The following is a 12,502-nucleotide window of genomic DNA, read 5'->3' as shown; positions in this document are numbered from 1 at the left end:
CGGGGGCCCCCGCGTGCCCCCCGTCTTGTAAACCCCCACCTACTTCGCCCCCCACCCCCCCCCCGCTAAGGGCCGGCCCCCCGGGTAGCCGGGGCCCCACGGCCTTTTCACCGTTCCGTGTGATGCGCGGGGCGCGCCGGGTTCACTGGCCCCGCTTGAACTCCAGGGCCGCGGCCATCCTGCCGAGGTCCTCGAACGGAGCAGTCCCGGTCACCACGGTGACGTGGCCCTGCTCGCGCCGCACGAGGGCGTCGTACTTCGCCCCGTCCCAGCGCTCCCACGCCACGTCGCCGACCTGCTGCGTCTCCCCGGTGGCCGCCGCCCTCTGGGTGACCTTGGACAGGTACTTCGTCGAGACGTCACTGGACTGCTCGATGGCCACGTACTGGCCGTTGGGGTCCAGGAATCCCAGGTGCCAGGCGTGCGAATCCTTGCGGTCGAAGGTGACGGACGTGGCCCGCCACTCGTTCGACAGGCCCACCGGCGCGCCGACCGGGTAGGGCGCCGCGCGCCGGGCCGTGATCGTCTCCACGCGGTAGTCCACCACGTGCGTGGGATCGGCCTCGTCGTCATGCGGGATGAAGATGTAGATCACCGCGACGACGATGCCGATCACCGCCAGCGACCGGACCATGTCCCAGATCGTCTGCTTGCCTTTCATACCTGCCACGCCACCATCGTCCCCCATGGCCCGCGGCGATCACCGCCGGGGTGGGCGCGGGGCACGGACGCCCGCCCGCGGGGCCTCCGCCCGCCCTCCACCCGGCCCCGGCGGGCCCTCCGCAAGACGTTCGCTCAGGACAACCGCCTGATCGATAATCCGCTCATACGTGCCCCGCCCTGCTCAGTTTGTCGCCCTAGCGATAGAGTTCCAGCACCCTCACCTTCCCGGCCGTCGTCGTACAGAAAGGTGCGCTCCGATGACCGAGCACAACCTGCCGCCCCAGCTCGAAGTGGCCCCCGAGGCACCCGACCGCAACCTCGCCCTGGAACTCGTCCGGGTGACCGAGGCCGCGGCCATGGCCGCGGGCCGGTGGGTCGGACGCGGAGACAAGATCGGTGCCGACGGCGCCGCCGTCAACGCGATGCGGACCCTGATCTCCACCGTCTCGATGAACGGCGTCGTCGTCATCGGCGAGGGCGAGAAGGACGAAGCCCCGATGCTCTACAACGGCGAGCGGGTCGGCGACGGCACCGGCGCCGAGGTCGACATCGCCGTGGACCCCATCGACGGCACCACCCTGAACGCCAAGGGCATGCCGAACGCCATCGCCGTCCTGGCCGCCGCCGACCGCGGCACCATGTTCGACCCTTCCGCCGTCTTCTACATGGACAAGCTGGTCACCGGCCCCGAGGCCGCCGACTTCGTCGACATCAACGCCCCCGTGTCGGTCAACATCCGCCGGGTCGCCAAGGCGAAGGCCATGGCCGTCGAGGACGTCACCGTGGTCATCCTGGACCGCCCCCGCCACGAGGGCATCGTCAAGGAGATCCGCGAGACCGGCGCCCGGATCAAGTTCATCTCCGACGGCGACGTCGCCGGCTCGGTCATGGCGGTGCGCGAGGGTACCGGCGTGGACATGCTGATGGGAATCGGCGGCACCCCGGAGGGCATCATCTCGGCCTGCGCCATCAAGTGCCTGGGCGGTGTCATCCAGGGCAAGCTGTGGCCGAAGGACGACGCCGAACGCCAGAAGGCCGTCGACGCGGGCCACGACCTGGACCGGGTCCTGCACACCAACGACCTGGTGTCCGGCGAGAACGTCTTCTTCGTCGCCACCGGCATCACGGACGGCGAACTGCTGCGCGGCGTCCGCTACCGCTCGGAGACCGCGACCACGTCCTCCCTGGTCATGCGCTCGAAGTCCGGCACGATCCGGCAGATCGACTCCACCCACCGCCTGTCGAAGCTGCGCGCGTACAGCGCCATCGACTTCGACCGCGCGAAGTAGGGGTCCGGGCGCACCCCCGCCGGCGACCGCGCCGGCACAGCGAGAGGGGCGGTTCCCGTGTGCGGCGGGACCGCCCCTCTCGCATGCGCGCCTCCGGGCCGACCGGTCGTCGCGCGCGCCGCGCGTACGGGCCTCAGCCCGCGGCTGCTATCGGCCCGGCCCCCGGCGCCGCCTGGCGCAATTCCGCCGCCCTGCGCCGGCGCCGGGCCAGCACCACCCGCCGCTCGGCCGCGGTGAGCCCGCCCCACACCCCGTACGGCTCGGGCTGGAGCAGAGCGTGCTCCCGGCAGGCGACCATCACCGGACAGCGGGCACAGACCCGCTTGGCGGCCTCCTCGCGGGAGAGCCGGGCCGCCGTGGGCTCCTTGGACGGGGCGAAGAACAGTCCCGCCTCGTCCCGCCGGCACACCGCCTCCGCGTGCCACGGGCCGTCATCCTCCCGTGCGGGCACCCGCGCCTTCGGCACGGCGGCCGGACGTGCCTGAAGGGTCTGAACGGCGGCTACCTGCAGGGACTGATGCGGCGGATGCTGCACGGTCTACTCCTGACGACGGATACGCAAGCGAGAGACGATGCACCTGTCCCTACCCGCTGTGCGCGCCCCTATGCACTGCGTGCGGCGCGCCCGGCGCCGCCGGTGAACTCGACCGAAATCCGACGTCGTTCGCGGCGGGGCGGGGCGGGGGCGCTACTAGCCGTGCAGGCGCTTGTGCAGCTTGTGGGCGAGGTCGACCAGGCGGGAGCCGAGCTTCGGGCGGGCCTCGATGTTGCCCAGCAGGGCGAAGCCGCGGATGATCACCACCGGGGCGTTCGGGTCCGTCCCCGGTCGGCCCTCCCCGCGGACCTCGAAGTTGCCGAGGACGCCGCTGCCGTGGCCGCGCAAGGTGACGTTCTCCGGGACCAGGACCTCCACGTTCCCCAACACGCACGCCACGTTGATCTCGGTGACCTGTTGCTCGAAGACGGCCTCGGTGAGGTCGATCGTGATGTCACCCATGACGGAGACGGCGCGGGTCTGCGCGGCCGGCCGCCAGCGCCCCTTGCGTGCGGAGCTGCTGCACACGGCGACGACCGTCTCGGCCGCCCCGGGCACGCCGGGCGCGCCGGACATGCCGGCCGCTCCCGCGGGGCCCGGCGCGTGGGCGGGTCCCGCTGTCGGGCCGCCGGGCGAGGGCAGGTCCCGTACCAGCAGGTCCAGCTCGGCGACCGTCTTCAGTTCGTACAGCGCGTCCAGGCGCTCGGAGTGCTCGTCCGGGGTCAACCGGCCCTCGGCGAGCGCGTCGGACAGGACCTGCGCGATCCGGTCGCGGTCGGCGTCGGAGGCGCGCAGCCCGCCGGCGGCGGGGACCGCGGGCACGGCCGGCGTCACGGGCGTCACGGGCGCCACGGGCGTCGCTGCCGCAGCGGCGGGGGCGGCGGCAGGGTCTGCGGGGTGCTTTTCCATGTCCACGTCGACCAGCATAGCCAGACACGATAGATCGCGATAGTCACTGGTGAGCCTTACCTCACAGACGCATCCCCACCGGCAGGTCCTACGCTGGTTGACCGCGCTGCCAAATGGTCGTCAGCGCTGTCTGCCCGAGTGAGGATGACTGCCGTCATGCCAGAGTTTGCGTACACCGACCTGCTGCCCCTGGGCGAGGACACCACCCCGTACCGGCTGGTGACCTCCGAGGGCGTCTCGACCTTCGAGGCCGACGGCCGTACGTTCCTCAAGGTCGAGCCGGAGGCGCTGCGCAAGCTCGCCGAGGAGGCCGTCCACGACATCCAGCACTTCCTGCGCCCGGCCCACCTCGCACAGCTGCGGCGGATCATCGACGACCCCGAGGCGTCCGCGAACGACAAGTTCGTCGCCCTGGACCTCCTGAAGAACGCGAACATCGCGGCGGCCGGCGTGCTCCCGATGTGCCAGGACACGGGCACGGCGATCGTCATGGGCAAGCGCGGCCAGAACGTGCTCACCGACGGCGGTGACGAGGAGGCCCTCTCCCGCGGCATCTACGACGCGTACACCAAGCTCAACCTGCGCTACTCGCAGATGGCCCCGCTGACCATGTGGGAGGAGAAGAACACCGGCTCGAACCTGCCCGCGCAGATCGAGCTGTACGCGACCGACGGCGGCGCGTACAAGTTCCTCTTCATGGCCAAGGGCGGCGGCTCCGCCAACAAGTCCTTCCTCTACCAGGAGACCAAGGCGGTCCTCAACGAGGCCTCCATGATGAAGTTCCTGGAGGAGAAGATCCGCTCGCTCGGCACCGCGGCCTGCCCGCCGTACCACCTGGCGATCGTGGTCGGCGGCACCTCGGCCGAGCACGCGCTGAAGACCGCCAAGTACGCCTCCGCGCACTACCTGGACGAGCTGCCGACCGAAGGCTCCCCGCTCGGCCACGGCTTCCGCGACCTGGACCTGGAGGAGAAGGTCTTCGAACTGACGCAGAAGCTCGGCATCGGCGCCCAGTTCGGCGGCAAGTACTTCTGCCACGACGTCCGCGTGGTCCGCCTCCCCCGCCACGGCGCGTCCTGCCCGGTGGCCATCGCGGTCTCCTGCTCCGCCGACCGCCAGGCCGTCGCGAAGATCACCGCCGAGGGCGTCTTCCTGGAGCAGCTGGAGCGCGACCCGGCCCGCTTCCTCCCCGACACCACGGACGAGCACCTGGACGAGTCCTCGGACGTGGTCTCCATCGACCTGAACCAGCCGATGGACGACATCCTGGCCGAGCTGACCAAGCACCCGGTCAAGACCCGCCTCTCCCTCACCGGCCCCCTGGTCGTGGCGCGCGACATCGCCCACGCGAAGATCAAGGAGCGGCTGGACGCGGGCGAGGAGATGCCGCAGTACCTCAAGGACCACCCGGTCTACTACGCCGGCCCGGCCAAGACCCCCGAGGGCTACGCCTCCGGCTCCTTCGGCCCGACCACGGCCGGCCGCATGGACTCGTACGTCGAGCAGTTCCAGGCGGCGGGCGGCTCCAAGGTCATGCTGGCCAAGGGCAACCGCTCGCAGCAGGTGACCAACGCCTGCGGCACGCACGGCGGCTTCTACCTCGGCTCGATCGGCGGCCCCGCCGCCCGCCTCGCCCAGGACTGCATCAAGAAGGTCGAGGTCGTCGAGTACGAGGAGCTCGGCATGGAGGCGGTCTGGAAGATCGAGGTCGAGGACTTCCCGGCGTTCATCGTCGTCGACGACAAGGGCAACGACTTCTTCCAGAACCCGGCCCCGGAGCCCACCTTCACCCACATCCCGGTCCGCGGCCCCGGCCTCGCCTGATCCAGTAGCACCCCACGTCGAGAGCCCCCGGCACCGCCGGGGGCTCTCGGCTTGCTCCGTGCTCGCGCCTCCGGTCGGCTCCGAGACGACTCAACCCGGCGCGCGACCCGTAGCGTTCTGATTCAGTCGATCGCTTTGCCGTCGTGAGAGCCCCCCACGCACACCCAAGAGCCTGTGGTGGACTCGTACTCCACGCTTCCTTTGCCGTCCATGCACGTCTGCCCGTCGATGGCGGGCACAGCAGCCTGTGCGAATTGGGCCACGGTACCGAGAGCGGCCAACACAACCGCGGCGATGAACCCGATAATTCGTGTACGCATCGGGGACCTCCGACAAGGTCGAGGACACGGTCCTACCAGCTTCGCGCCGAACTGCGGCGAGGTGCGCACCCCGTTACTCCATTCAGGTGACGGCCGTGTTCCCCGTCGCTACAGGAGTGGCGCTCCCGAGAAGCGTGCTCCAGGGGCGTTCGCGCAGGTGCGGGCGCAGCCTGGTGCCATGGAGAACAAGCCCGCGGTAGTCGTATGGCCACCGGATGACATCGGCTTGCGGAAAGTTGTGATCGACGGCAAGACCGAGGGCAGCGTCCGTGGCCCTAACGAACTGCAGAAAGTTCTGAACAGTGCCGGCGTGGGCCCCAAGTTCCACATCGAATGGCGCGGCGGGGACAGCACCGTCTGGCCGGCCCTCAACTCGGGACGACGAATTGCCATCATGTCGGCTGGATTCCTGCTGACGGTCGCCGTTTGCGGCTGGATCGGCTTTCATGACACCTTTGACGCTCTCAGCTTCTCCGGCCGGGTAACCGGATTCATCTTCCTGGTCATGGCTTTCGTGGAATTGATCGCCTTCGCAGCTGTTTTCGACTATTGGCGAAAGCGGGAGGTAAGGGCCTCAGGCCCTGCTCTTCTGATCGGGGCAGCGGTCGAACTCCTTGTCGGTTTGGTGTTGCTCTGGATGCACTTCAAGCACAGGGGCTGGACGTTCACGCCGTACTTTCCGATCTGGACAGCCATCATGGCCTGCTCCGTGTACTCGCTGATCGTCATGATCCGCCGTCGGGTGTGGAGAACACTGCGCTATCCTGGGCGAATTGCGATCGGAGCGATTGGCTCCACTCTCATCGTCATCACCAACTTGGCGTACACGCAGGTCTACCTTCCCTCTGTATCGCGCCCGTTGGTGCAGGCTACCGCTGAGCTCGGAAAGCCGAGTTTTGACAGAAATGAGATGTACCTGCGGGTTCGCTTGCGCGTCAAGAACTCCGGCCAGGTTCCGGTCCACCTCATCGGAAGCATCTTCTGGATCCACGCCAAGCTCGCGAGCGACCCGAAAGACAAGTACAAATTGCTCAAGCCTGGTGAACTGATCAGGCCGCCGGGGCGGGAGTTGGGCCCGGATGAGGAAATATCCGAGGATGTGGTCGTTGAGATCAAAGACCCCAACGCGCTCACCTATGAAGCAGTCACGGCCCAGGTCGAGGCTTGGGTGATCAGGCAGGACAGAATGAAAATAGCTGACGGTTACGAGCGGTCCGGGGCGTGGCGGGGGAAGCTCGTGAAAGAAGGCAAGGACGACGATCCCATGGCGCCCCCGCCAATTGAGAGGGAGTACTTCAGGTACCAGGCCGACATCTCCAACAGTAGTGAGCTGCTGAACGTGACCCGAGGCCGGGAGCGTGTGACGGTCTGGTGGCTGTACCGCCCAAAGCCGGCTGTCTACGTGGATGTGTCCAGGCCCGGCGACAGGAAGCCCTTCAATCTCGTTGCCCCCAGCAGGCAACGGCAGGCCAATGATCGATACGGTCTGACACTCGTGCGTGGCTCCATGGCCCAAACTCCGTTCGCGCAACTCCTGAAGGAAGCTCAGGATCAGCACCCGAAGACCCTGCCCACGGGCCGCGCCACCCCTGCTGGCCCTGCGCCCGGCCAACCCGGGGCGAGGCGGTCCCCCTCCTGACCGTGAGCGGCAACGGCAACGGCAACAACACGAGATGGTCCGGGCAGCTCAGACCCGGGGCCCGGTTGCCGCTGTGCGCAGCAGTTCGGCCTCGACCCGGGTCGCGTTGAGGCCGTGGTGGCGTGCTTCGGCCAGTTCGCGCAGGGTCAGGCCGAGCGCCTCGCGTACGGCCTTCAGCGGCGCCCCGTCCGGGCCTCCCACGGCGACGCGGATCGTGCCCTCCTCGGCGATGATCCGCTGCCGGACCCAGGGCGGCGGCGGGCCTTAGCCCGAGTCGCAAGCCTGCACCTCGCAGACGGGACAGTACTGCTGTTCCTCCCAGCGCAGGCGGCCGTCCACGATGAGTTGCCACGCCTCGTGGCGGCAGGAGGGGCAGGGCCCGCAGTGGAGTGTCATCAGGTGTTCGGCCACCTGTGGATGATGCGGTACCGGCGGTTCCGTCGCAGCCGGTTAACGTCTCCCCCATGACACAGCTGCTCCCCACCGCCCGAGACGTACGGGTCATCGCCCACCGCGGGGCCTCGCACGAGCACCCCGAGCACACCATCGCCGCCTACCGGCAGGCCATCGCCGACGGCGCGGACGCGCTGGAGTGCGATGTGCGGCTGACCGCCGACGGGCGGCTGGTGTGCGTGCACGACCGGCGGGTCGAGCGCACCTCGGACGGGCGCGGGGTCGTCTCGGCGATGACGTACGAGCAGCTCTCCGCGCTCGACTTCGGCGGCTGGAAGGGCGAGGACCACCGGGGCGCGCAGGTGCTGCTCTTCGAGGACCTGCTCAAGGAGGCGCTGGCCGCGGACCGGCCCGTCGGGCTGGCCGTCGAGACCAAGCACCCCACCCGGGCCGGCGGCCGGCTGGAGGCCGAGCTCGTGCGGGTGCTGAAGGACCACGGGCTCGCCGACGGCGCCGACGGGCGCGTCGAGGTGATGAGCTTCTCGCGGAACGCGCTGGTGAGGATGAACCGGCTCGCGCCCGGGCTGCCGGCCGTCTACCTCATCGAGCGGGCCGTACGGCCGCCGCGGCCGCCGTTCGCCGGGCATGCCGGGCCGGGGATCGACCTGGTGCGGCGGGATCCGGGGCTGGTGGCGCGGTTGAAGGCCAAGGGGCTGCGGGTGCGGGTGTGGACCGTGGACGAGTTCGAGGACGTCGAGCTGTGCCTGCGGCTCGGGGTGGAGACGATCATCACCAACCGTCCGCGCGAGGTGCGTGAGTACATCAACGCCCGCTGAGCCTCCTCCCCCGTGCTCTGCCGATCGGCATACGGCCGCTGCCGAAGTCCGGCAGATCGGCAGATGGCTGACGGCCGGGGCCCCGGCCAGGCTTGCCCCGTAGCCCAACGGGGCACCTGGTAGAGGGAGTTCAGATGAAGATCCGCAACACGGTCCTGTTCGCCGCCGCGCTCGGCACCGTCGGCGCGCTGGCGATCGCCGCGCCCGCGCCGGCCTCCGCGCCGCGCACCGCGGCCGTGCACGGGGCGGCGCAGGTGCTGTTCCCGTACGCGCCGGAGGACGACGTGATCCGGTTCAGCGTGGACGCCGAGGCGGCGCCCTACACCCGGCCCTTCACGGTCGAGGGAAAGCCGCAGGCGGGGATGCCGGTGGACGCCAAGGGGAAGGTCACCGTCCACCACGAGCGGTCGGACGACGGCAGTGTGGGGACGTCGGAGGCCGAGGTCGACTGCCTGATGACCGGCGACGGCGTGGCCACCCTCACGGCGATCGTGACGAAGTCGAACGTCGGTACGGTGGGCAACCGGATCGGCATCAGCGTGCAGGACGGCCGGCACGGCGCACCCGATCGGCTGGGCTTCTCGTGGGGCACCGCCAACCTGGACCCGGGTCGCGATCCGATCCTCGCCCGCGTCGGCACCTGCATGGCCCCGGCGCCGTTCACGACGGTGACCGGGGGCGGCTTCAAGGTGACCTCCGCCCCGCTGCCGCCGCTGCGCGGCTGACCACAGGGCGCAGCGGGAACACCCGGCCCGGTCGTCCGGCCGGGTGGGGGGGTCGTACGGGTCGGGGAGCGGCGGTCAGGCGGAGCGCTGGTTCGCGGAGCCGTTGCAGGGTTGGAGCCGGAGGGGGTCCCCGGCCGCGCCGAGCGTCAGGCACGTGCCGGTCGTGGCGGCCGGGGCAGCGGCCGCGCCAGCCGACCCGACCGCCGTAGTCGCCGACCCGACCGCCGTAGTCGCCGAGCCGACCGGCGGGCCGCCGCGTGGGCCAGGGGGGTGACGGCGGTGGCGCCCCCGAGGGCCGCCGCGAACGCCGCGCCGGCGGCGACGGTACATCTGAGCCTGGGTGTCCTGCCTACACGTGTCATGTACGCCTCCCCAAGGTCGGTATGACCGCCGGTATTCACCGCTCGGCAGGGGAGAGGGGAACAGCCCTGACAAGACGATTGCTCATCTTTGCGAGGAGGCCACGAACATGACCAACGATCAGCAAGACTCCGGCGACCGGACGGCCGGCCAGCACCGCATCGAGCGCGACTCGATGGGCGAGGTGAAGGTCCCCGCGCACGCCAAATGGCGGGCCCAGACCCAGCGCGCGGTGGAGAACTTCCCGCTCTCGGGGCAGCGCCTGGAGCGCGCCCACATCGAGGCGCTCGCCCGGATCAAGGCCGCCGCCGCGACGGTCAACGCGAACCTGGGGGTGCTCGACGGCGAACTCGCCGGGGCCATCGTTTCGGCCGCCGCCGAGGTGGCCGAGGGCCGCTGGGACGACCACTTCCCCGTGGACGTGTTCCAGACCGGGTCCGGGACCTCGTCCAACATGAACACCAACGAGGTGATCGCCACCCTGGCCGCCGAACGGCTCGGCCGCGACGTGCACCCCAACGACCACGTCAACGCCTCGCAGAGCTCCAACGACGTGTTCCCGTCGTCCATCCACATCGCCGCGACCGCCGCCGTCACCCACGACCTCGTCCCCGCCCTGCGCCACCTCGAACTCGCCCTGGAGCGCAAGGCCGCAGCCTTCGCCGATGTCGTCAAGGCCGGCCGCACCCACTTGATGGACGCCACCCCGGTCACCCTGGGCCAGGAGTTCGGCGGGTACGCCGCCCAGGTCCGCTACGGGATCGAACGGCTCGAAGCGGTCCTCCCCCGGCTGGCCGAACTCCCCCTGGGCGGAACCGCGGTGGGCACCGGGATCAACACCCCGGCGGGCTTCTCCGCCGACGTGATCGCCGAGGTGGCCGCCGCGACCGGGCTGCCGCTGACCGAGGCCCGCAACCACTTCGAGGCCCAGGGCGCCCGGGACGCGCTGGTGGAAACCTCGGGCATGCTCCGCACCATCGCCGTCTCGCTCACCAAGATCTGCAACGACCTGCGCTGGATGGCCTCCGGGCCGCGCACGGGATTGGCCGAAATCAATCTCCCGGACCTCCAGCCGGGGTCCTCCATCATGCCCGGGAAGGTCAATCCGGTCGTTCCCGAGGCCGTGCTGATGATCACGGCCCAGGTGGCCGGGAACGACACCGCGGTCGCAGTGGCGGGCGCCGCGGGCAACTTCGAGCTCAACGTGATGCTCCCCGTGATGGCCCGGAACCTGCTCGAATCGATCCGCCTGTTGTCCTCCGCGAGCCGCCTGCTGGCCGACCGCACCGTCGACGGGATCACCGCCAACGCGGCCCGGGCCAGGGAGTACGCCGAGTCCTCGCCCTCCGTGGTGACCCCGCTCAACCGGTACATCGGCTACGAGGAGGCCGCCAAGGTCGCCAAGCGGTCCCTGGCCGAGCGGAAGACGATCAGGGAGGTCGTCCTGGAGGCCGGTTACGTCGACCGGGGCGACCTGACCCTGGAACAGCTCGACGAGGCCCTCGACGTCCTGCGGATGACCCGCCCCTGAAACCGGGTCCGGACGGGGGCCGGATCCGGTCGTTCCCCGTTGGCGAACGCTCCCCCCGGCTCCGCCGGGGGGACCCCCGCCGTGACCTGCACCGCAGCGGGCACGGGGGACCCAGCCCTAATATCTGCCCATGACGGGTACCGGAGGCCGCGGGGGCGGCGACGCACAGGGAAACCGCTGGCAGCCGGGGGAGCAGATCCTCTGGCGATACCGCGACCACGCACCGGGCCCGGCGGGCGCGGTCCACATCTGCCGCCCGGTGACCGTGGTGCAGGACACCGCCGACCTGCTGGCGGTGTGGATGGCGCCCGGCACCGAGTGCGTCAAGCCGGTGCTCGCCGACGGCAGCCCCGTGCACCGCGAGCCGCTCGCCACCCGCTACACCGCGCCCCGCGCCACCGCGCGCGCCCGCTGGTTCGGCTCGGGCGTGCTGAAGCTGGCCCGGCCCGGGGACCCCTGGTCGGTGTGGCTGTTCTGGGAGCACGGCTGGCGGTTCAAGAACTGGTACGTCAACCTTGAGGAGCCGCGGTCGCGCTGGGCCGGCGGCGTCGACTCCGTCGACCACTTCCTGGACATCTCCGTCTACCCGGACCGCACGTGGAAGTGGCTCGACGAGGACGAGTTCGCGCAGGCGCAGCGGTCCGGGCTGATGGACGCCGAACAGGCGCTGCGGGTGCAGCGGGCCGGCCAGGACGCCCTGGAGGTCGTCAAGGCGTGGGGGGCTCCGTTCTCGGACGGGTGGGAGGACTGGCGGCCCGATCCGGCCTGGGGCGTGCCGACCCTGCCCGAGGACTGGGACCGCACTCCGGCGCATATGACCTCATGAGACCCTTGATGCGCCCCCGGGGTTGAACCGTAATATCTCCCTCCGCAAGGTCGCGTGCGGGCGCAGCGTCCTGCCGCACTTCCGTAAATGTCGTGCTGGACGCGGAACTTGACTGGAGGTCAACGCCGGGGCGAGAGGGTAACGTGCGGGTGGGGGTCCCCGCGACGAAGCCGGGGCGGGCGTCCCTCCGGACGGAGTGTGGGGAGGAACCGCGGGGCGATGGTGTCCCCGCCGCTGAGCGGGTATACCGCGACTGACCGAGTTGAGTGCAGCGCACATCGAGCGCAAACGGACGGAATGCCACGCGTGACGGAGTACCCCACCTCGCAGGAGGGCCCGCAGCCTGCCGCGGCCGCCGCGGCACCGGCCCAGGGCGGCCCCGGCCTGCCCTCCTCCGCCTCCGCCGGGGCCGCAGACGGTCGCGCCCGTGCCGCGGTCTCCGACGGGTGCGCGGACGAGCTGGGCCACGGGAAGGCTCCCGCCCCGGCCGCCGAGGGCGTACGCGGCGCGGCCGGCCCCGGCGCCGACCCCGTACGGGCGCACGCGGACTCCGCCGGCCGCGGCCCGGACGTCCCGCGCCCGCGCGACGGCGAAGCAACCCCCGGCCCGTGCCCCGCGGCCGCCCCCGCGCGCGAGGAGGGCCGTCCGGCGG

Annotated in this window: 12 protein-coding genes and 1 pseudogene; 8 read left to right on the top strand and 5 right to left on the bottom strand. The window is 70.7% G+C overall.

The genetic code is table 11. The features are described 5' to 3' along the window. Positions 1 to 142 precede the first annotated feature (142 nt). Positions 143 to 661 carry a DUF4245 domain-containing protein gene (locus ACFV7Q_RS02920; protein WP_385423063.1) on the bottom strand — a complete coding sequence of 173 codons (519 nt, stop codon included), beginning with the start codon at positions 659 to 661 and terminating at the stop codon, positions 143 to 145. 259 nt (positions 662 to 920) lie between these two features. Here ACFV7Q_RS02920 and glpX point away from each other — a divergent pair, with 259 nt between their 5' ends. Continuing rightward, a complete protein-coding gene (gene glpX, locus ACFV7Q_RS02915) occupies positions 921 to 1,952 on the top strand; it encodes a class II fructose-bisphosphatase (RefSeq protein ID WP_385422905.1) in 1,032 nt (343 codons plus the stop codon). A gap of 133 nt (positions 1,953 to 2,085) precedes the next feature. On the opposite strand, the gene ACFV7Q_RS02910 is transcribed toward glpX, so the two are convergent. Both ACFV7Q_RS02910 and ACFV7Q_RS02905 read right to left on the bottom strand, forming a co-directional pair. After that, positions 2,086 to 2,487 (bottom strand): WhiB family transcriptional regulator, encoded by a 402-nt coding sequence (locus ACFV7Q_RS02910; protein ID WP_385422903.1) that lies wholly within the window; start codon positions 2,485 to 2,487, stop codon positions 2,086 to 2,088. 156 nt (positions 2,488 to 2,643) lie between these two features. Continuing rightward, on the bottom strand, positions 2,644 to 3,402 hold the full coding sequence (locus ACFV7Q_RS02905) for a DUF1707 domain-containing protein (RefSeq protein WP_385422901.1): 759 nt from the start codon (positions 3,400 to 3,402) through the stop codon (positions 2,644 to 2,646). A 150-nt stretch (positions 3,403 to 3,552) separates the two neighbouring features. Here ACFV7Q_RS02905 and ACFV7Q_RS02900 point away from each other — a divergent pair, with 150 nt between their 5' ends. Then, entirely contained in the window at positions 3,553 to 5,220 is a 1,668-nt protein-coding gene (locus tag ACFV7Q_RS02900) for a fumarate hydratase (protein ID WP_385422899.1), read from the top strand. Between the two features lie 498 nt (positions 5,221 to 5,718). Continuing rightward, positions 5,719 to 7,179, top strand: a complete 1,461-nt coding sequence (locus tag ACFV7Q_RS02895; RefSeq protein WP_385422897.1) for a hypothetical protein — start codon at positions 5,719 to 5,721, stop codon at positions 7,177 to 7,179. A gap of 48 nt (positions 7,180 to 7,227) precedes the next feature. Here ACFV7Q_RS02895 and ACFV7Q_RS02890 read toward each other — a convergent pair whose 3' ends face one another. Both ACFV7Q_RS02890 and ACFV7Q_RS02885 read right to left on the bottom strand, forming a co-directional pair. Beyond that, complete coding sequence (locus ACFV7Q_RS02890) at positions 7,228 to 7,380, bottom strand: hypothetical protein (protein ID WP_385422895.1); 153 nt, start codon at positions 7,378 to 7,380, stop codon at positions 7,228 to 7,230. A 63-nt stretch (positions 7,381 to 7,443) separates the two neighbouring features. After that, complete coding sequence (locus tag ACFV7Q_RS02885) at positions 7,444 to 7,590, bottom strand: hypothetical protein (RefSeq protein ID WP_385422893.1); 147 nt, start codon at positions 7,588 to 7,590, stop codon at positions 7,444 to 7,446. A gap of 53 nt (positions 7,591 to 7,643) precedes the next feature. Between ACFV7Q_RS02885 and ACFV7Q_RS02880 the strand changes: the two genes are divergently transcribed. The 5 genes and pseudogenes from ACFV7Q_RS02880 to ACFV7Q_RS02860 form a co-directional block, all read left to right on the top strand. Beyond that, positions 7,644 to 8,408, top strand: a complete 765-nt coding sequence (locus tag ACFV7Q_RS02880) for a glycerophosphodiester phosphodiesterase (RefSeq protein ID WP_385422891.1) — start codon at positions 7,644 to 7,646, stop codon at positions 8,406 to 8,408. A gap of 134 nt (positions 8,409 to 8,542) precedes the next feature. Then, positions 8,543 to 9,133 carry a hypothetical protein gene (locus tag ACFV7Q_RS02875; RefSeq protein WP_385422889.1) on the top strand — a complete coding sequence of 197 codons (591 nt, stop codon included), beginning with the start codon at positions 8,543 to 8,545 and terminating at the stop codon, positions 9,131 to 9,133. Between the two features lie 469 nt (positions 9,134 to 9,602). Next, positions 9,603 to 11,024, top strand: a complete 1,422-nt coding sequence (locus ACFV7Q_RS02870; RefSeq protein ID WP_385422887.1) for a class II fumarate hydratase — start codon at positions 9,603 to 9,605, stop codon at positions 11,022 to 11,024. Positions 11,025 to 11,154: 130 nt separating this feature from the next. Continuing rightward, positions 11,155 to 11,850: a DUF402 domain-containing protein gene (locus tag ACFV7Q_RS02865; RefSeq protein WP_385422885.1), complete on the top strand. Its 696-nt coding sequence runs from the start codon at positions 11,155 to 11,157 to the stop codon at positions 11,848 to 11,850. 306 nt (positions 11,851 to 12,156) lie between these two features. Next, positions 12,157 to 12,502 (top strand): annotated as a pseudogene (locus ACFV7Q_RS02860) (hypothetical protein); the annotation flags it as partial.

Origin of the sequence: Streptomyces sp. NPDC059851 (assembly GCF_042732005.1) — a bacterium.
Classification (GTDB): domain Bacteria; phylum Actinomycetota; class Actinomycetes; order Streptomycetales; family Streptomycetaceae; genus Streptomyces.
Note: the sequence above shows the minus strand (reverse complement) of the source record. Positions and strands in the feature narration are given on the sequence as shown.

What these genes read in the sequence shown, in the direction of transcription:
- glpX (WP_385422905.1), top strand. Translation starts at nt 921, where the DNA reads ATGACCGAGCACAACCTGCCGCCCCAGCTCGAAGTGGCCCCCGAGGCA.
- ACFV7Q_RS02875 (WP_385422889.1), top strand. Translation starts at nt 8,543, where the DNA reads ATGAAGATCCGCAACACGGTCCTGTTCGCCGCCGCGCTCGGCACCGTC.
- ACFV7Q_RS02870 (WP_385422887.1), top strand. Translation starts at nt 9,603, where the DNA reads ATGACCAACGATCAGCAAGACTCCGGCGACCGGACGGCCGGCCAGCAC.
- ACFV7Q_RS02920 (WP_385423063.1), bottom strand. Translation starts at nt 661, where the DNA reads ATGAAAGGCAAGCAGACGATCTGGGACATGGTCCGGTCGCTGGCGGTG.
- ACFV7Q_RS02900 (WP_385422899.1), top strand. Translation starts at nt 3,553, where the DNA reads ATGCCAGAGTTTGCGTACACCGACCTGCTGCCCCTGGGCGAGGACACC.
- ACFV7Q_RS02865 (WP_385422885.1), top strand. Translation starts at nt 11,155, where the DNA reads ATGACGGGTACCGGAGGCCGCGGGGGCGGCGACGCACAGGGAAACCGC.
- ACFV7Q_RS02880 (WP_385422891.1), top strand. Translation starts at nt 7,644, where the DNA reads ATGACACAGCTGCTCCCCACCGCCCGAGACGTACGGGTCATCGCCCAC.
- ACFV7Q_RS02895 (WP_385422897.1), top strand. Translation starts at nt 5,719, where the DNA reads ATGGAGAACAAGCCCGCGGTAGTCGTATGGCCACCGGATGACATCGGC.